This window comes from Pseudocitrobacter vendiensis (assembly GCF_943590815.1).
In the GTDB taxonomy this organism is placed as follows: Bacteria; Pseudomonadota; Gammaproteobacteria; order Enterobacterales; family Enterobacteriaceae; genus Pseudocitrobacter; species Pseudocitrobacter vendiensis.
In genome coordinates, this window is record NZ_CALSBS010000003.1 from 17,945 (window position 1) to 37,526 (window position 19,582).

Consider the following 19,582-nt stretch of genomic DNA (forward strand, 5'->3'; position numbering starts at 1 on the left):
TTGCTTGCCGCCCGGCAAATTATCCCCAACAGGTAACTTTCGTGATTAACAAACTCTCTCGTCTGCTGGATGAAGCAGGTATTTCGCTCACCGATCACCAGAAAACGCAACTGGTGGCCTATGTGGATATGCTGAACAAATGGAATAAAGCGTACAACCTGACCTCCGTACGCGATCCTAACGAGATGTTAATTCGCCATATTCTGGACAGCATCGTGGTTGCGCCGCATTTGCAGGGGCAACGTTTTATCGATGTTGGTACGGGCCCTGGGTTGCCGGGTATCCCGCTTTCGATCGTGCGTCCGGAATCGCATTTTACGTTGCTCGACAGCCTGGGTAAGCGTGTACGCTTCCTGCGTCAGGTGCAGCATGAGCTGAAACTGGAAAACATCACGCCGGTGCAAAGCCGTGTGGAAGAATTCCCTGCAGAGCCGCCGTTTGACGGCGTCATCAGCCGTGCATTCGCTTCTCTGACTGACATGGTGACCTGGTGTAAGCACTTACCAGCGGAAAATGGCCGCTTCTATGCGCTGAAAGGGCAGAGGCCAGATGATGAAATCAGTCAGTTACCGACTGAATTTTCCGTGGAAAATATCGTTGAGCTACGTGTGCCACACCTGGAAGGCGAGCGCCATCTGGTGACAATTAGAGCAAACAAAAGTTAACTTTTATCAAAAAATATCGGAAAAAACCGACCTCGATTTTGTTAAAAAGAAGCGACAAAAACGATGGAACATTCAGTTACATTTAACGAGGTTTTAACTAGGGTTTATCTGGCATTTAACGTGGCTCTTTTTGTTAACAATAAAAATAGTCAACATGGAAAATATCAGTCTACTAGCAGTCGATTCGCTGAATGAAAATCGAATGTTAAATTATTATTATAAATGTCAATAAGCTGTTTTTACGGTGTGTGTGTCATTTTTGAAAAGAGTTGTCTCTAATTGCCTTTAAGATCAAAACGCTGGCAAGTTATGAATTGAGGCTAATCTTAATCGAGTATCATCAAAAATGTTTATTATGTGATCTGGAGCACGCTTTATAGTCAGCGTTTTCGCGGTATTTGCACTTTTGTTCGATCGTTCACACTTTCAGAAAAATCGCGAAAATAGAGGTGAGGAAAAATATTTAAACATTTATTCACCTTTTTGCTACTTATTGTTTGAAATCACGAGGCGTCACCGTATAATTTGACCGCTTTTTGATGCTTGACTCTGAGCCTTAAAGAACGTTTTATACGACACGCGGCATACCTCAAAGGGAGCAGGAGTAATAACGTGATGTCATTGTCGCTCGTGAGTCGAAACGTTGCTCGTAAGCTTCTGTTCATTCAGCTCCTGGCAGTAATAGCAAGTGGACTGCTGTTCAGCCTCAAAGACCCCTTCTGGGGCATTTCCTCCGCGTGCGGAGGTATGGCAGTATTCCTGCCTAACATGTTGTTTATGATTTTTGCCTGGCGCCACCAGGTACATACACCGGCCAAAGGCCGAGTCGCCTGGACGTTCGCGTTTGGTGAAGCGTTCAAGGTGTTAGCGATGCTGGTGTTGATGGTCGTGGCGTTGGCCGTTTTGAAGGCGGTGTTCTTGCCGCTAATCGTGACATGGATTTTGGTGCTGGTGGTTCAGATACTGGCACCCGCTGTAATTAACAACAAAGGGTAAAAGGCATCATGGCTTCTGAAAATATGACGCCGCAGGATTACATAGGTCACCACCTGAATAACCTTCAGTTGGACCTGCGTACATTCTCGCTGGTAGATCCGCATAACCCCCCAGCCACCTTCTGGACGCTCAATATTGACTCCATGTTCTTCTCGGTGGTGCTGGGTCTGTTGTTCCTGCTTATGTTCCGTAGTGTTGCTAAACGAGCAACCAGCGGCGTACCAGGCAAATTTCAGACCGCGATTGAGCTGGTAATTGGCTTCGTTCATGGCAGTGTCAAAGACATGTACCATGGCAAAAGCAAACTCATCGCTCCTCTGGCTCTGACGATTTTCGTCTGGGTCTTCCTGATGAACCTGATGGACCTTCTGCCTATCGACCTGCTGCCGTACATTGCTGAGCATGTACTGGGCCTGCCGGCGCTGCGCGTGGTACCGTCTGCGGATGTGAACATTACCCTGTCTATGGCATTGGGCGTGTTTATCCTGATTCTGTTCTACAGCATCAAAATGAAAGGCATCGGCGGCTTCACGAAAGAGTTGACGCTGCAGCCGTTCAATCACTGGGCTTTCATTCCTGTCAACTTAATCCTTGAAGGGGTCAGCCTGCTGTCCAAACCGGTTTCTCTCGGTCTGCGACTGTTCGGTAACATGTATGCCGGTGAGCTGATTTTCATTCTGATTGCTGGTCTGTTGCCGTGGTGGTCACAGTGGATTCTGAATGTGCCATGGGCCATTTTCCACATCCTGATCATTACGCTGCAAGCCTTCATCTTCATGGTTCTGACGATTGTCTATCTGTCGATGGCGTCTGAAGAGCATTAATTTACCAACACTACTACGTTTTAACTGAAACAAACTGGAGACTGTCATGGAAAACCTGAATATGGATCTGCTGTACATGGCTGCCGCTGTGATGATGGGTCTGGCGGCAATCGGTGCTGCGATCGGTATCGGCATCCTCGGGGGCAAATTCCTGGAAGGCGCAGCGCGTCAACCGGATCTGATTCCACTGCTGCGTACTCAGTTCTTTATCGTTATGGGTCTGGTGGATGCTATCCCAATGATCGCTGTAGGTCTGGGTCTGTACGTGATGTTTGCTGTCGCGTAGTAAGCGTTGCTTGAATTAGTAAGCAATATCAGAACGTTAACTAGATAAGAGGCATTGTGCTGTGAATCTTAACGCAACAATCCTCGGCCAGGCCATCGCGTTTGTCCTGTTCGTTCTGTTCTGCATGAAGTACGTATGGCCGCCGTTAATGGCTGCCATCGAAAAACGTCAAAAAGAGATTGCTGACGGTCTTGCTTCTGCTGAACGAGCTAAAAAGGATTTGGACCTTGCACAGGCCAACGCGACCGACCAGCTGAAAAAAGCGAAAGCGGAAGCCCAGGTTATCATCGAGCAGGCGAATAAACGTCGCGCCCAGATCCTGGACGAAGTGAAAGCTGAAGCAGAACAGGAACGTACTAAAATCGTGGCGCAGGCTCAGGCGGAAATTGACGCCGAGCGTAAACGTGCTCGCGAAGAACTGCGTAAGCAAGTTGCTATCCTGGCTGTTGCTGGCGCCGAGAAGATCATCGAACGTTCCGTGGATGAAGCTGCTAACAGCGACATCGTGGACAAACTTGTCGCTGAACTGTAAGGAGGGAGGGGCTGATGTCTGAATTTGTTACTGTAGCTCGCCCCTACGCCAAAGCAGCTTTTGACTTTGCCGTCGAACACAACAGTGTAGAGCGCTGGCAGGACATGCTGGCGTTTACCGCTGAAGTGACGAAAAACGAACAAATGGCAGAGCTTCTGTCTGGCGCGATGGCGCCGGAAACGCTCGCTAAGTCGTTTATCGCCGTCTGTGGTGAGCAACTGGACGAAAACGGTCAGAACCTGATTAAGGTTATGGCTGAGAATGGTCGTCTGCGAGTGCTCCCGGATGTTCTTGAGCAGTTTATTCATTTACGTGCCGCCAGCGAGGCGGTTGCTGAAGTCGAAGTGACTTCCGCGACAGCACTGAGTGAAGAACAGCTTGCGAAAATCAGCGCAGCGATGGAAAAACGTCTGTCACGCAAAGTGAAGCTGAATTGCAATATCGATAAGTCTGTAATGGCAGGCATTATCATCCGCTCGGGTGATATGGTCATTGATGGCAGCGTACGCGGCCGTCTTGAACGCCTTGCAGACGTCTTGCAGTCTTAAGGGGACTGGAGCATGCAACTGAATTCCACCGAAATCAGCGAACTGATCAAGCAGCGCATTGCTCAGTTCAGTGTTGTGAGTGAAGCTCACAACGAAGGTACTATTGTTTCTGTAAGTGACGGTGTTATCCGCATCCACGGCCTGGCCGATTGTATGCAGGGTGAAATGATCTCCCTGCCGGGGAACCGTTACGCTATCGCACTGAACCTGGAGCGCGACTCCGTTGGTGCAGTCGTTATGGGTCCGTATGCTGACCTTGCCGAAGGCATGAAAGTTAAGTGTACGGGTCGTATCCTGGAAGTTCCGGTTGGCCGTGGCCTGCTGGGTCGTGTGGTTAACACCCTGGGTGCGCCAATCGACGGTAAAGGTGCGCTGGATAACGACGGCTTCTCCGCTGTTGAAGCGATCGCGCCGGGCGTAATCGAACGTCAGTCCGTTGATCAGCCAGTGCAGACTGGTTATAAGTCCGTTGATGCCATGATCCCAATCGGTCGTGGTCAGCGTGAACTGATCATCGGTGACCGTCAGACCGGTAAAACTGCGCTGGCAATCGATGCCATCATCAACCAGCGTGATTCCGGTATCAAATGTGTCTACGTTGCTATCGGCCAGAAAGCGTCCACTATTTCTAACGTGGTACGTAAACTGGAAGAACACGGCGCGCTGGCTAACACCATCGTTGTTGTGGCAACCGCGTCTGAATCCGCTGCACTGCAATACCTGGCACCGTATGCCGGTTGTGCAATGGGCGAATACTTCCGTGACCGTGGTGAAGATGCACTGATCATTTATGATGACCTGTCTAAACAGGCAGTCGCTTACCGTCAGATCTCCCTGCTGCTCCGTCGTCCGCCAGGACGTGAAGCATTCCCGGGCGACGTATTCTATCTCCACTCCCGTCTGCTGGAGCGTGCTGCGCGTGTTAACGCCGAATACGTTGAAGCCTTCACCAAAGGTGAAGTGAAAGGGAAAACCGGTTCTCTGACCGCGCTGCCGATTATCGAAACTCAGGCAGGTGACGTTTCTGCGTTCGTTCCGACTAACGTAATCTCCATTACCGATGGTCAGATCTTCCTGGAAACCAACCTGTTTAACGCCGGTATTCGTCCTGCGGTTAACCCGGGTATCTCCGTATCCCGTGTAGGTGGTGCAGCGCAGACCAAGATCATGAAAAAACTGTCCGGTGGTATCCGTACCGCACTGGCGCAGTATCGTGAACTGGCGGCGTTCTCCCAGTTTGCATCCGACCTTGACGATGCAACCCGTAAGCAGCTTGACCACGGTCAGAAAGTGACCGAACTGCTGAAACAGAAACAGTATGCGCCGATGTCTGTTGCGCAGCAGTCTCTGGTTCTGTTCGCAGCAGAACGTGGTTACCTGGCAGATGTTGAATTGTCGAAAATCGGTAGCTTCGAAGCCGCTCTGCTGGCTTACGTCGACCGTGATCACGCTCCACTGATGCAAGAGATCAACCAGTCCGGTGGCTATAACGACGAAATCGAAGGCAAGCTGAAAGGCATCCTCGATTCCTTCAAAGCAACCCAATCCTGGTAACGTCTGGTGGCCTGCCTTAAGGCAGGCCGCAAGGCATTGAGGAGAAGCTCATGGCCGGCGCAAAAGAGATACGTAGTAAGATCGCAAGCGTCCAGAACACGCAGAAGATCACTAAAGCGATGGAAATGGTCGCCGCTTCCAAAATGCGTAAATCGCAGGAACGTATGGCGGCCAGCCGTCCTTATGCAGAAACCATGCGCAAAGTGATTGGTCACCTTGCAAACGGTAATCTGGAATATAAGCACCCGTACCTGGAAGAACGCGACGTTAAACGCGTGGGCTACCTGGTGGTGTCGACAGACCGTGGTCTGTGTGGTGGCTTGAACATTAACCTGTTCAAAAAAATTCTGGCGGAAATGAAAGGTTGGTCTGATAAAGGCGTTCAGTGCGATATCGCAATGATCGGCTCTAAAGGCGTCTCTTTCTTCAATTCCGTTGGCGGCAACATCGTCGCGCAGGTCACTGGCATGGGGGATAACCCTTCCCTGTCCGAACTGATCGGCCCGGTAAAAGTGATGTTGCAGGCTTACGATGAAGGCCGTCTGGACAAGCTTTATATTGTAAACAACAAATTTATCAACACCATGTCTCAGGTTCCTACCATCACTCAGCTGCTGCCGCTGCCTGCGTCAGAAGATGAGGATCTGAAGCGTAAATCCTGGGATTACCTGTATGAACCCGATCCGAAAGCGTTGCTGGATACCCTCCTGCGCCGCTACGTAGAGTCTCAGGTTTATCAAGGTGTTGTAGAAAACCTGGCCAGCGAGCAGGCCGCACGTATGGTGGCGATGAAAGCCGCGACCGACAATGGCGGCAGCCTGATTAAAGAGCTGCAGTTGGTATACAACAAAGCTCGTCAGGCCAGCATTACTCAGGAACTCACCGAGATCGTCGGTGGTGCATCCGCGGTATAACCAGGTTAATTCGTAGAGGATTCAAGATGGCTACTGGAAAAATTGTCCAGGTAATCGGCGCCGTAGTTGACGTCGAATTCCCTCAGGATGCCGTACCGCGCGTGTACGAAGCTCTTGAGGTACAGAATGGTAATGAAGTGCTGGTGCTGGAAGTTCAGCAGCAGCTCGGCGGCGGTATCGTGCGTACCATCGCAATGGGTTCTTCTGACGGCCTGCGCCGTGGTCTGGATGTAAAAGACCTCGAGCACCCGATCGAAGTCCCGGTAGGTAAAGCAACACTGGGTCGTATCATGAACGTACTGGGTCAACCGGTCGACATGAAAGGCGACATCGGTGAAGAAGAGCGTTGGGCGATTCACCGCGCAGCACCGTCCTATGAAGAGCTGTCAAACTCTCAGGAACTGCTGGAAACCGGTATCAAAGTAATCGATCTGATGTGTCCGTTCGCGAAGGGCGGTAAAGTCGGTCTGTTCGGTGGTGCGGGTGTAGGTAAAACCGTAAACATGATGGAGCTTATTCGTAACATCGCGATCGAGCACTCCGGTTACTCTGTGTTTGCGGGCGTAGGTGAACGTACTCGTGAGGGTAACGACTTCTACCACGAAATGACCGAATCCAACGTTATCGATAAAGTATCCCTGGTGTATGGCCAGATGAACGAGCCGCCGGGAAACCGTCTGCGCGTTGCTCTGACCGGCCTGACCATGGCTGAGAAATTCCGTGACGAAGGCCGTGACGTACTGCTGTTCGTCGATAACATCTATCGTTATACCTTGGCCGGTACGGAAGTATCCGCACTGCTGGGCCGTATGCCTTCAGCGGTAGGTTATCAGCCGACCCTGGCGGAAGAGATGGGTGTTCTTCAGGAACGTATCACCTCCACCAAAACCGGTTCTATCACCTCCGTACAGGCGGTATACGTACCTGCGGATGACTTGACTGACCCATCCCCAGCCACCACCTTTGCGCACTTAGACGCAACCGTGGTACTGAGCCGTCAGATCGCGTCTCTGGGTATCTACCCGGCCGTTGACCCGCTGGACTCCACCAGCCGTCAGCTGGACCCGCTGGTTGTTGGTCAGGAACACTACGACACTGCGCGTGGCGTTCAGTCCATCCTGCAGCGTTATCAGGAACTGAAAGACATCATCGCCATCCTGGGTATGGATGAACTGTCTGAAGAAGATAAACTGGTGGTAGCACGCGCACGTAAAATTCAGCGCTTCCTGTCCCAGCCGTTCTTCGTAGCGGAAGTATTCACCGGTTCTCCGGGTAAATACGTTTCCCTGAAAGACACCATCCGTGGCTTTAAAGGCATCATGGACGGCGAATACGATCACCTGCCAGAGCAGGCGTTCTACATGGTCGGTTCTATCGACGAAGCCGTGGAAAAAGCCAAAAAACTTTAACGCCTTAATCGGAGGGTGATATGGCAATGACTTACCACCTGGACGTCGTCAGCGCAGAGCAACAAATGTTCTCTGGTCTGGTCGAGAAAATCCAGGTAACGGGTAGCGAAGGTGAACTGGGTATTTACCCGGGTCACGCCCCGCTGCTCACCGCCATTAAGCCTGGTATGATCCGCATCGTGAAACAGCACGGTCATGAGGAGTTTATCTACCTGTCTGGCGGCATTCTTGAAGTGCAGCCTGGTAGCACGACCGTTCTGGCTGATACCGCCATTCGTGGCCAGGATCTCGACGAAGCGCGAGCCCTGGAAGCGAAACGCAAAGCGGAAGAGCACATCAAGAGCTCTCACGGCGACGTGGATTACGCTCAGGCGTCTGCGGAACTGGCCAAAGCGATCGCGCAGCTGCGCGTTATCGAGCTGACCAAGAAAGCGATGTAACACCGGCTTGAAAAGTCAAAAGCCAGTCTGGTTTCCAGGCTGGCTTTTTTTATAATTGCGCCCCGTTATATACATAATATTTATTAATATTCAAAAAGTTATCCAATTACTCTAACGCTAATTGTCTCCCTCTTTACGCAGTGTTATTTTGTTCGTAATGTAACTATTACAGCCGTAACTATATGAGGGATCATTAGCATGTCATTTAAACCGTTATTTGAAGGCCCACAATCTGCTCACCAGGCCGATCGTGCCACGTTTATTCGTCAAACCTACATTCACCTTGCCGTTTCGGTGCTGGGCTTTATTTTGCTGAGTGCGGTATTTATGAATCAGGGCGTGGGCGAGATGATGCTGGCAAAACTGGCGGCGGGCGGCCGGTATGGCTGGCTGGTGGTACTGGGGGCATTTATGCTGGTGAGCATGCTGGCAACGCGTATGGCCGATAACGTGGAGTCCAATAATACTCAGCAGATTGGCCTTGGGATCTACGTGCTCGCCGAAGCGTTAATCTTCGCGCCGTTGCTCACCATGGCCAGATACATCAATCCGGATATCATCCCATCCGCTGCGATTACCACGTTGCTGCTGGTGTGTGGCCTGACTTTTACCGCTTTCACCACGCGTAAAGACTTCTCTTTTATGCGCTCTTTTTTGAATATGGCGGGCTTTATCGCGTTGGGGGCGATTGTGGCAAGCGTGCTGCTCGGGTTCTCGCTCGGGATTTGGTTTAGCGCCGCGATGGTGCTGCTGTGTGCTGGATTTATTCTGTACGATACCTCTAACATCATTCATCACTATCCAACTAACCGTCCCGCTGGCGCGGCGCTGCATCTGTTCGCGTCGATCGCCACGATGTTCTGGTATGTCCTGCGTCTGTTTATGTCGCGTAACTGAGATTGTGCGGTAAATCTTGCTTAGCAGGTTTTACCGTGCTGTTTCAATTTGACTGAAACTGAAAAGCGGTTTTGATATTTTGTGATGAACATCACAAAAAATGTTGATCGATTAAAAAATGAGGCGTAGACTTCTTTTTGTGAGTTGAGTCACAAAAATTATTCTCCTACAAAGGTGCCATCATGAAACTGATCAACAAAATCATCGCTCTTTTCAGCTCTATGAATATCTCTTTCGGTACTATCAACCACTAAGGTTGCATGGCTGAAAGCCTCGTTTGCTGTGTTTCGTTTTGCGCTGTACCGCTAACTAAAACCACAACACATGCGGTGTGAACGAGAACCAAACGAAGAAGGTCGCCTGATGGCGACCTTTTTGTTTATGAGCGGCATTAGTTTTTCGTCAGAAAATCCCCGGTCTTAAAGCTGCCATCCGCGTTACGCTCCAGCGGTTGTGGCAGGTCCAGCGAGAGATACTCTTTGCTGTTAACGCTTTTCCCTTCAGCAATAAAGATGTTACTGGCATCAATATTCCCCACCACCGCGTCATCATATTTTCCGGGCGTCGTCCGCAGCGACAGGTTATCACTGAAGATACCCTGCGTTGACGCATCGCCGTAAGGGCTCGGGCGGAAAATGTAGTTGAAGCGTTGATTGTCGACGGCAACGTTGTTCACCACCACCAGCTTGCCCGGGTTAAAGTTATCGGTGAAGCCATCAAGGTGGTTACCAATCGCAATACTGTTGCGGATCTCGTGCGCGACGGGCTGCCCTTCGCCACCTAACTTGAAGCCGTTACTGGTGTTGTTACGGGCGATGGAGTTCTCAATGACCACCACCCCGTTAGCACCGTCTTCGATTTTGTTGAACAGATCGTAGCCGTCATCAATGTTGTCGTGTGAATAACATCCTTCCAGCCGGTTGCCTTCCCCCACGCGCATCTTCACCGCAAAGCCGTCGGCATTGATCTTGCCGGGATCTTCATTGCTAAACGATTCCGAATTCACGACCCGGTTGTAGCTGGCCCACAGTGGGCGACCCAGTTTATCCGGTGAGGAGATTTGAATCCCGGTATCGTCGTTGTGATAGGCCACAACGTTCTCGATAAGATTATGGCTGCCCTGAATACGCAAACTCTTATCAGTAATATCGATACCGTTGAGATGCCAGTAGTCCGCGTCCAGCAACATACCGTGGATCACGGCTTTGCCGTTGGCCGTCAGCGTTTTCGGCTTCTCCTTCAGGCCGCTGGCGCTGAGGGGAATATCCGTTTTCGGGTAGCTTCCCGCAGCAAGAATAATTGTTCCGCCTGGCGGCAGCAGACTTATGGCCGTATTGAGATCCAACGGCGATGCTTGCGTACCTTTTCCCTCTGCTTTTCCATCAGGGGAAACATGCAACGTGTTGCCCGTGATGGTCGTGACGAGCTGCACGACCATGCTCTGGGTTACCGGTTTGCCATTTACAGGCGTCCAGCTAATCTGGAAATTATTGTTCTCCTGAAGCTGAGTGGGCAGGGTAAACATCTCGCCAGCCTTCACCGCTTTATCAAGCCCGATCACCACTTCGTTCTGACGCACGGTAAAGTTTCCGTCACTATTGGCGCGTGCCTGGAGGATGTAATCCTTGCTCAGACTCTTATCCGCGGAAGCAATCTGCATCACCGGCGGCCAGCTTTTCGCCACAAAAGGCGCGGATGCTACGGTTTGCGCTGGAGACGTGGTGAGTGACGCATCGCGAACGGTGATTTTGGCATTGCGCGAGGCAAAGAATCCGACATAGTAATGTTGCTTATCCTGCACTGAAATAAGATCGGCTCGCGGCAGTTTTTCGCTGACCCACTCTTCGCTGCCCGCAGGCGCCCATGCAGTAATGAAGCCTTCGTTGGTACGCTCAAGCTTCAGGCGAAAGGTCGGCGTCTTTTGCAGATCAACTTCTTCTTTGTAGCTCACCTTATTTATCGCTGACCCGGCATTACCCCACGGTTGTGTGATGCCTTCTCGCGCGATGGCCTGTAGCTTCACACGCTGAGCATCTTTTTTGTCCTGCGTCATGATGGCATTCATCACCATGTTGGCCGCAGCCGGGAACTCCTCGTAGCCCTCTTTCAGCGGCTCCTGACGCGGAGTGCCAATTACATCGCGTACCAGTAAACCCGCACCCTCCTGTGCCGCCGGTTTGGCGCCGTTTTCCGGGCCAAACTGATCGACGGTCACCGTGGCTTGCAGCATAAAGTTTTCATCTGCAGGGAGTTGGGTGTAGAAGAACGTCAGGCCATCATGCGAGTTAGCAATCTTGCCGCCGCGGCTCTCAAGGGTAATCGGTTTGCTCAAATCCGCCGTGCTGTCCGGGCTGAGCGTTTTTCCCTCAATGGTGACGTTATTCACGCCAACTTTTTCCGGAAGGACGTTAGAGGAGAAATTGACATCGGTCGATTGCCCAAAGGCGACCGCTTTCCAGAGTGGTGTGTCTGCGGCCAGTGCTGGTAGGGTGATAGCAGCGCTGCACAGAGTTAAAGCCAGAGGTAATTTGTTTTTCATATTATGTTCCTGAATGGTTTTCCGCTGCGATTATCACCAAAATGAAATACTGTTTCTTTTTCGTGTATCACAAAACCGCTCAAATAAAACGCTGTTTTATTTCTATGCGATCTTTATTCAGGTGGCAAAAGAAGAGTCTAAGCAGTGGCATAGCGCGTAATTCGGCGTTCTGGCTAAACTTTTACAAGACAAAACGTTTTATGATGGTCGAAAATGGGCTCAGAAAGGCGCGTAACAACATACGGTTGACCGTTTTAACAGCAGACCATTTCATGATGAAAAATATGTAGAAATTTCAAGGTGAAATGGGGTTTACTTCCTACTTAATTTACAGACAGGATGCATATGTCTAACAGTACAATGAGCGTCGTGATCCTTGCCGCTGGCAAAGGCACCCGCATGTATTCCGAACTTCCAAAAGTGCTGCACACCCTGGCAGGAAAGCCAATGGTGCAACACGTCATTGATGCTGCCAATAAATTAGGCGCAGCGCAGGTTCATCTGGTGTATGGCCATGGCGGCGAGCTGCTCAAAAAGACACTCACCGACGGCAATCTGAACTGGGTGCTTCAGGCTGAACAACTGGGTACGGGCCATGCCATGCAGCAGGCCGCGCCGTTCTTTGCCGATGATGAAGACATCATGATGCTGTATGGCGATGTACCGCTGATTTCCATCGAGACGCTGCAACGTCTGCGCGATGCGAAACCGCAGGGCGGCATTGGCCTGCTGACCGTCAAGCTCGACGATCCTACTGGCTATGGCCGCATCACCCGTGAAAATGGCAAGGTGACCGGCATTGTTGAGCATAAAGATGCCAGCGATGAACAGCGTCAGATTCAGGAAATTAACACCGGCATTCTGATTGCCAGCGGCGCGGATATGAAACGCTGGTTGGCGAAGCTGAATAACAACAATGCGCAGGGCGAGTTCTATATCACCGACATCATCGCAATGGCTTATCAGGAAGGGCGTGAAATTGCCGCCGTGCATCCTGATCGCCTGAGCGAAGTTGAAGGCGTCAACAACCGTCTGCAACTCTCTCGCCTCGAACGTGTTTACCAGTCTGAGCAGGCCGAAAAGCTGCTGCTGGCTGGCGTAATGCTGCGCGACCCGGCGCGTTTTGATCTTCGTGGCACCCTGGTTCATGGGCGCGATGTAGAAATTGACGCTAACGTTATTCTGGAAGGCGACGTTACGCTTGGCAACCGCGTGAAAATTGGTGCGGGCTGCGTGATTAAAAACGCGGTGATTGGCGACGATTGCGAAATCAGCCCGTACAGCGTGGTGGAAGATGCGCGTCTTGACGCTGCCTGCACCATCGGCCCGTTCGCTCGTCTGCGTCCTGGCGCGGAACTGCTGGAAGGCGCGCACGTCGGCAACTTCGTTGAAATGAAAAAAGCGCGACTGGGTAAAGGCTCGAAAGCCGGTCATCTGACCTATCTGGGCGATGCAGAAATTGGCGACAACGTAAATATCGGCGCGGGTACTATCACCTGTAACTACGATGGCGCGAATAAATTCAAAACCATCATCGGCAACGATGTGTTTGTCGGTTCCGACACGCAGCTGGTGGCGCCGGTTACCGTCGGCAATGGCGTGACTATCGCCGCAGGCACTACCGTAACGCGCAATGTTGCTGATAACGAACTGGTTTTAAGCCGTGTGCCGCAGGTCCATAAACAGGGCTGGCAGCGTCCGGTGAAGAAGAAGTAAGTTTCGTGGCGGGCTAGCCCGCCAACAAATTTGTAGGCCTGATAAGGCGAAGCCGCCATCAGGCAGATAGGGGATGAGGAGATAACATAATCTCCCGCCCAAAATGCAGTACTCAAAATAATAACCCCACTCTCTACAAAGGCTCGGGGCGCCCGAAAATACGGGCATACAGGTTGACCGACAACGACTGGCATATCGCCAAAATCGGAATTAAAAAACTATGTGTGGAATTGTAGGCGCAGTCGCGCAACGTGATGTAGCTGAGATCCTTCTCGAAGGTTTACGTCGTCTGGAATACCGTGGTTACGACTCCGCGGGTCTGGCGGTTGTTGATGAAAAGGGCAATATGACCCGTCTGCGTCGTCTGGGTAAAGTCCAGATGCTCTCTCAGGCGGCGGAAGAACACCCGCTTCACGGTGGCACCGGTATTGCTCACACCCGTTGGGCAACGCATGGCGAACCATCAGAAACCAACGCGCATCCGCATGTTTCTGAACACATTGTGGTGGTGCATAACGGCATCATCGAAAACCACGAACCGCTGCGCGAAATGTTGCAGGGCCGTGGCTATACCTTCGTGTCCGAAACGGATACCGAAGTGATCGCGCACCTGGTGCATTGGGAAATGGAGCAGGGCGGCACGCTGCGTGAAGCTGTGCTGCGTGCTATCCCGCAACTGCGTGGCGCATACGGCACCGTGATTATGGATACCCGTAACCCGGAAACCCTGTTGGCCGCGCGTTCGGGTAGCCCGCTGGTTATCGGCCTCGGCATGGGCGAAAACTTTATCGCCTCTGACCAGCTGGCGCTGCTGCCGGTTACTCGTCGTTTTATCTTCCTCGAAGAGGGCGATATTGCTGAAGTGACCCGCCGTTCTGTAACCGTATTCGACAAATCTGGCGCAGAAGTAAAACGTCAGGATATCGAATCCAATCTTCAGTATGACGCTGGCGATAAAGGTATTTACCGCCACTACATGCAGAAAGAGATTTACGAGCAGCCGAACGCCATCAAAAACACCCTGACCGGCCGCATCAGCCACGGCCAGGTAGATTTAAGCGAACTGGGCCCCAACGCCGACGAATTGCTGTCTAAAGTTGAGCACATCCAGATTATCGCCTGTGGCACCTCCTATAACTCCGGGATGGTTTCTCGCTACTGGTTTGAATCGCTGGCGGGCGTACCGTGCGACGTGGAAATCGCGTCTGAATTCCGCTATCGCAAATCCGCGGTGCGTCGCAACAGCCTGATGATCACCCTGTCGCAGTCTGGCGAAACGGCAGATACCCTTGCGGGCCTGCGTCTGTCGAAAGAGCTGGGTTACCTGGGGTCTCTGGCTATTTGTAACGTGCCGGGCTCTTCGCTGGTCCGTGAATCCGACCTGTCGATGATGACCAATGCCGGCACAGAAATCGGGGTAGCATCCACCAAAGCCTTCACCACGCAGTTAACGGTTCTGTTAATGCTGGTGGCAAAACTGGCGAGCCTGAAAGGTCTGGATGCATCCATCGAACACGATATCGTTCACGGCCTGCAAGCACTGCCGAGCCGTATCGAGCAGATGTTGTCGCAGGACAAACGCATTGAAGCGCTGGCAGAAGATTTCTCTGACAAGCATCACGCACTGTTCCTCGGCCGTGGCGATCAGTACCCGATCGCCCTGGAAGGCGCGCTGAAGCTGAAAGAGATCTCCTACATTCACGCGGAAGCTTACGCCGCAGGCGAGCTGAAACACGGCCCGCTGGCGCTGATTGATGCGGATATGCCGGTTATCGTCGTTGCGCCGAACAACGAACTGCTGGAAAAACTGAAGTCCAACATTGAAGAAGTTCGCGCACGCGGCGGCCAGCTGTATGTCTTCGCCGACCAGGATGCCGCTTTCACCAACAGCGACAACATGCACATCATCGAGATGCCGCACGTTGAAGAGGTGATTGCGCCAATCTTCTACACCGTGCCGCTGCAACTGCTGGCATACCACGTGGCACTGATCAAAGGCACTGACGTTGACCAGCCGCGTAACCTGGCGAAATCGGTGACGGTAGAATAATTTTCGTCAATTGCGAAAAGGCTCCGGAAGGAGCCTTTTTTATTATTTTAGATTTATCTTTTTTATGAATTAATATAATTAAATTAATTCTCTATATGGTTATATTCTGAAAAATTAAAATTCTTTTATTTTCTATTTGATAAGCGTTGTTTTAAAAGTTAATAGATATAAATATATATCTGGCTATTTTTATCTAAATAATATTATTTGTATGTTAATTCGTTCTGTTGGTGTAGTATGCCTGCGAATCATAAATACACTTATTAATTTAAGTGATGATTTGGACTGAAGGATATATTATATCAATGGAGTTTGTATGAAACGTAATATTATTGGCGGTGCACTTACGCTGGCATCTTTAATGTTAGCCGGAAATGCACTTGCAGAAGATGGCGTTGTTCACTTTGTCGGTGAGATTGTCGATAGCACTTGTGAAGTGACTTCCGATACCGCCGATCAAACTGTTCCTCTTGGAAAAGTCAGTAAAAGCGCATTTGTCGCTGTAGGAAGCGTGGCATCACCACAGGAATTTAGTATTAAACTGGAAAAATGCCCGGCAACCTACACTCAGGCTGCTGTTCGTTTCGATGGTACTGAAGATCCTGCCGGAAACGGCGATCTCAAGGTGGGAACGCCGATGACTTCAGGCAACCCGGGTGATTACCCTGGCACAGGGGCAGCCATTGCTGCGACGGGTGTAGCTATTCGTATCTTTAACCGAGAGGATAACTCCCAGGTTAAACTTTATAATGATTCGGCTTATACCCCTATCGCTGCTGACGGCACCGCTGAAATGAAGTTTATTGCACGCTATGTTGCAACCAGTGCGACCGTAACGGCGGGTACAGCAAACGCAGATTCACAATTCACCGTCGAATATAAGAAATAATTAATTCAGGGCCTTTTTATTCAGTTGGCTTTGGCCAGGGAGTCGTTATGTCCAGAAAAAGTTGTCTAATCAGGCTCTTTAACGCAATAATATCTCATAACTTATTAGTTTTAATTCTACTAAGCGCCTTATTAGTCCGCCCGGCATTAACCTATGCTGGTGTTGTTATTGGCGGTACACGAGTCGTTTATGTGAGCATTGATGCAGATAAATCTATTTCTGTATTGAGTAAAGAAGTAAAAATTCCTTATCTCATCCAGGCGTGGGTGGACCCGTTTAATAAAGATGATAAAACTAAAGCGCCATTTATTGTAATTCCTCCGGTATCACGGTTAGAACCCGCGCAAGAAAAAATATTACGTATTGTCCATACTAAAGGATTGTCATTGCCAAAGGATCGTGAGTCTGTCTTCTGGCTAAATATCAAAAATATTCCGCCCTCTGCGAGCAACAAAGAAGCGAACTCGCTGGAAATCGCCGTTAAAACGCGAATTAAGCTGTTCTGGAGACCGGCATCTATCCACATGATTCCCGAAGATGCCGCACCAAAGGTGAAGTGGCATCGGGAAGGCCGAAATCTTATTGCTGAGAACCCTAACCCTATTCATATCAGCGTGATGGATGTCATTGTTGATGGCCATGATGTACCTCTCAACATGATCCGTCCTTTCGAGACGCTCACGTTACCGTTGCCTGCTAATTCTTCGGGAAGCCAAATGACCTGGCGATTTATTAATGATTACGGCGCGATAAGCGAACCATTAAAGCAAGCGTTGTAAGTATTGCATAAGGATAGGCGAATTATGGTTACGACCAGAATAGCGGTTGGCCTGACGGCAGGGACGTGTCTTGTTTTCTCGCAAAGCCTGATGGCCGAGGTCAGCGTATTTAATCCGGCACTGCTGGAAATTGACCATCAATCCGGAGTCGATATTCGCCAGTTTAACAAAGCGAATCACATACCTCCCGGCGTCTACAGTGTTGATATTATTATCAATGGCAAAATGTTCGAGCGTCAGGATGTGACTTTTGTTCAGGATAACCCTGATGCCGATCTGCACGCTTGCTTTGTCGCGGTTAAGAAAACGCTGACTTCCTTTGGCGTAAAAGTTGACGCGCTGAAAGCGCTCAATAAGGTGGATGACAAGGCCTGTATTGACCCTGCACCACGCATTGAAGGCTCAACCTGGCAACTGGACAGTGATAAGCTGCAACTGAATATCACCATTCCCCAGATCTATATGGATGCGATGGCTTACGATTACATAAGCCCCACGCGTTGGGATGAGGGAATTAACGCACTGACTATCAACTACGATTTTTCCGGTTCACATACCCTGCGCTCGGATTACAGCTCTCAGGAGACCGATACCAGTTATCTCAACCTGCGTAACGGACTCAATATTGGGCCGTGGCGACTACGCAATTACAGCACCTTAAACACCACCGATGGTCGTGTGGAATACAACTCTATCAGTACCTGGATACAACGTGATATTGCTGCGTTAAGAAGCCAGATTATGATCGGCGATACGTGGACGGCGAGCGATATTTTCGACAGCACGCAAATCCGTGGTGCACGACTATATACTGATAAAGATATGTTACCCGCCAGCCAGAATGGCTTCGCGCCAGTGGTTCGTGGGATTGCAAAATCCAACGCCACCGTCATCATTCGGCAAAACGGCTACGTAATTTATCAGTCAGCCGTTCCACAAGGCGCCTTTGAAATCACCGACTTGAATACTGCCAGCTCAGGCGGCGACCTGGATGTAACTATCAAGGAAGAAGATGGTAGTGAACAACGATTCATCCAGCCTTATGCGTCGCTGGCTATCCTCAAACGTGAAGGTCAGACCGATGTAGATGTTAGCGTGGGGGAACTGCGCGATGAAGATGGTTTTACTCCTGACGTGCTTCAGGCACAGATCCTTCATGGCTTGCCCCACGGTTTTACCTTGTATGGCGGCGTACAGGCTGCTGAAATGTATGGTTCTGTTGCTTTAGGGGTAGGTAAAGATCTCGGTTCTCTGGGAGCCATCTCCTTAGATGTAACACATGCCAGAGCGAAATTTGCTGATGATACGGAAACGGGTCAATCATATCGTTTTCTGTATTCAAAACGTTTTGACGATACAGACACCAGCTTACGCCTGGTTGGTTATCGTTATTCCACCGAAGGCTATTATACCCTTAATGAATGGGCCTCCCGGCAAAATAGTCCGGAAGATTTCTGGCAAACCGGAAACCGTCGCAGCCGTGTGGAAGGAACGTTAACGCAATCGCTGGGCAGAGATTATGGCAACTTATACCTGACATTAAGCCGCCAGCAATATTGGCACACAGATGATGTCGAACGATTAATCCAATTTGGTTACAGCAGTAGCTGGAAGCGCCTCTCGTGGAATGTCTCGTGGAGTTATTCCAATACGGCCCGGCAAGGGACGAGTAATAGTTATGCCAGTGATAACACCAGCGAACAAATCTACATGCTCTCTTTATCAGTTCCATTATCGGGCTGGTGGGGAAATAGTTATGCCACCTATTCGGTTTCGCAAAATGATGATTCTGGTAGCTCGCATCAACTTGGCCTAAGTGGTACGGCTCTGGAGAAAAATAATCTCTCCTGGAATCTCATGCAGTCCTATAACAGCCGCGATGATCAAGTAGGCGGTAATATGTCGCTGACCTATGACGGTATCTACGGCACGTTAAACGGCAGTTATAACTACAGCCAAAATTCTCAGCGACTCAATTATGGTATCCGGGGTGGCATTCTGGCGCACAGTGAAGGGGTAACGTTTAGCCAGGAACTGGGTGAAACCATCGCTCTTATTAAAGCACCGGGAGCCGCAGGTCTGGAAATTGATAATATGCGCGGGGCGGCAACAGACTGGCGTGGTTACACGGTTAAGACACAGCTAAATCCTTATGATGAAAACCGGGTAGCGATCAGCGACAACTATTTCTCTAAGTCGAATGTTGAACTCGATAATACCGTCGTTACGATGGTTCCCACTCGCGGCGCGGTGGTTAAAGCGGAATTTGTGACGCATGTGGGTTACCGCGTTCTTTTCAGAGTGGTAAATGCAAATGGTAAACCGGCACCTTTTGGCGCCATTGCCTCCGTTCAAAATGTAAGTACCGCCGATTCAGGAATAGTTGGTGATTATGGTGAGCTTTATCTCTCGGGTCTGCCAGATAAAGGGCAGGTCACTTTGTCCTGGGGAGAAGATGCCGTCACGAAATGTACCTTTGGCTACTCACTTTCAGTACCAGAAAATGAGAATGGTTTAATTGAACAGAGTGTCACCTGTAAATAA

The 19,582-nt window shown here is 50.4% G+C and carries 17 protein-coding genes; 16 read left to right on the forward strand and 1 reads right to left on the reverse strand.

The features are described from left to right. Positions 1 to 41: 41 nt before the first annotated feature. From rsmG to NMC31_RS04725, 11 genes are all read left to right on the forward strand, one after another. Positions 42 to 665, forward strand: coding sequence for a 16S rRNA (guanine(527)-N(7))-methyltransferase RsmG (gene rsmG / locus NMC31_RS04675; RefSeq protein ID WP_149463813.1), 624 nt, complete (start codon positions 42 to 44; stop codon positions 663 to 665). A gap of 615 nt (positions 666 to 1,280) precedes the next feature. Beyond that, positions 1,281 to 1,661 (forward strand): F0F1 ATP synthase subunit I, encoded by a 381-nt coding sequence (atpI, locus tag NMC31_RS04680; protein WP_253897311.1) that lies wholly within the window; start codon positions 1,281 to 1,283, stop codon positions 1,659 to 1,661. A gap of 8 nt (positions 1,662 to 1,669) precedes the next feature. Next, complete coding sequence (atpB, locus tag NMC31_RS04685) at positions 1,670 to 2,485, forward strand: F0F1 ATP synthase subunit A (protein ID WP_149463812.1); 816 nt, start codon at positions 1,670 to 1,672, stop codon at positions 2,483 to 2,485. 46 nt (positions 2,486 to 2,531) lie between these two features. Continuing rightward, positions 2,532 to 2,771, forward strand: coding sequence for a F0F1 ATP synthase subunit C (gene atpE / locus NMC31_RS04690; RefSeq protein ID WP_000429386.1), 240 nt, complete (start codon positions 2,532 to 2,534; stop codon positions 2,769 to 2,771). Between the two features lie 61 nt (positions 2,772 to 2,832). Continuing rightward, the gene (atpF, locus tag NMC31_RS04695) at positions 2,833 to 3,303 is read left to right on the forward strand and encodes a F0F1 ATP synthase subunit B (protein WP_015966592.1); all 471 of its coding nucleotides are present in this window, start codon (positions 2,833 to 2,835) and stop codon (positions 3,301 to 3,303) included. Between the two features lie 14 nt (positions 3,304 to 3,317). Then, the gene (atpH, locus tag NMC31_RS04700) at positions 3,318 to 3,851 is read left to right on the forward strand and encodes a F0F1 ATP synthase subunit delta (RefSeq protein ID WP_015966593.1); all 534 of its coding nucleotides are present in this window, start codon (positions 3,318 to 3,320) and stop codon (positions 3,849 to 3,851) included. Positions 3,852 to 3,863: 12 nt separating this feature from the next. Beyond that, on the forward strand, positions 3,864 to 5,405 hold the full coding sequence (atpA, locus tag NMC31_RS04705) for a F0F1 ATP synthase subunit alpha (RefSeq protein ID WP_015966594.1): 1,542 nt from the start codon (positions 3,864 to 3,866) through the stop codon (positions 5,403 to 5,405). Between the two features lie 50 nt (positions 5,406 to 5,455). Next, a complete protein-coding gene (gene atpG, locus NMC31_RS04710; protein WP_015966595.1) occupies positions 5,456 to 6,319 on the forward strand; it encodes a F0F1 ATP synthase subunit gamma in 864 nt (287 codons plus the stop codon). Positions 6,320 to 6,345: 26 nt separating this feature from the next. After that, the gene (gene atpD, locus NMC31_RS04715) at positions 6,346 to 7,728 is read left to right on the forward strand and encodes a F0F1 ATP synthase subunit beta (RefSeq protein ID WP_015966596.1); all 1,383 of its coding nucleotides are present in this window, start codon (positions 6,346 to 6,348) and stop codon (positions 7,726 to 7,728) included. Between the two features lie 20 nt (positions 7,729 to 7,748). After that, a complete protein-coding gene (locus NMC31_RS04720) occupies positions 7,749 to 8,168 on the forward strand; it encodes a F0F1 ATP synthase subunit epsilon (RefSeq protein WP_015966597.1) in 420 nt (139 codons plus the stop codon). Positions 8,169 to 8,366: 198 nt separating this feature from the next. Continuing rightward, on the forward strand, positions 8,367 to 9,065 hold the full coding sequence (locus tag NMC31_RS04725) for a Bax inhibitor-1/YccA family protein (RefSeq protein ID WP_253897132.1): 699 nt from the start codon (positions 8,367 to 8,369) through the stop codon (positions 9,063 to 9,065). Positions 9,066 to 9,456: 391 nt separating this feature from the next. On the opposite strand, the gene NMC31_RS04730 is transcribed toward NMC31_RS04725, so the two are convergent. Next, positions 9,457 to 11,604: a right-handed parallel beta-helix repeat-containing protein gene (locus NMC31_RS04730; protein ID WP_253897133.1), complete on the reverse strand. Its 2,148-nt coding sequence runs from the start codon at positions 11,602 to 11,604 to the stop codon at positions 9,457 to 9,459. 345 nt (positions 11,605 to 11,949) lie between these two features. Here NMC31_RS04730 and glmU point away from each other — a divergent pair, with 345 nt between their 5' ends. The 5 genes from glmU to lpfC-O113 all read left to right on the forward strand — a co-directional run bounded on the left by glmU (position 11,950) and on the right by lpfC-O113 (position 19,582). Further along, entirely contained in the window at positions 11,950 to 13,320 is a 1,371-nt protein-coding gene (glmU, locus tag NMC31_RS04735) for a bifunctional UDP-N-acetylglucosamine diphosphorylase/glucosamine-1-phosphate N-acetyltransferase GlmU (protein WP_149463808.1), read from the forward strand. Positions 13,321 to 13,540: 220 nt separating this feature from the next. Beyond that, positions 13,541 to 15,370, forward strand: a complete 1,830-nt coding sequence (gene glmS, locus NMC31_RS04740) for a glutamine--fructose-6-phosphate transaminase (isomerizing) (protein ID WP_149463807.1) — start codon at positions 13,541 to 13,543, stop codon at positions 15,368 to 15,370. A 316-nt stretch (positions 15,371 to 15,686) separates the two neighbouring features. Continuing rightward, positions 15,687 to 16,259 carry a chaperone-usher fimbrial major subunit gene (locus NMC31_RS04745; RefSeq protein WP_253897134.1) on the forward strand — a complete coding sequence of 191 codons (573 nt, stop codon included), beginning with the start codon at positions 15,687 to 15,689 and terminating at the stop codon, positions 16,257 to 16,259. A gap of 47 nt (positions 16,260 to 16,306) precedes the next feature. Continuing rightward, entirely contained in the window at positions 16,307 to 17,038 is a 732-nt protein-coding gene (locus NMC31_RS04750; RefSeq protein WP_253897135.1) for a fimbrial chaperone, read from the forward strand. A 24-nt stretch (positions 17,039 to 17,062) separates the two neighbouring features. Next, positions 17,063 to 19,582 carry a long polar fimbrial usher protein LpfC-O113 gene (gene lpfC-O113 / locus NMC31_RS04755; protein WP_253897136.1) on the forward strand — a complete coding sequence of 840 codons (2,520 nt, stop codon included), beginning with the start codon at positions 17,063 to 17,065 and terminating at the stop codon, positions 19,580 to 19,582.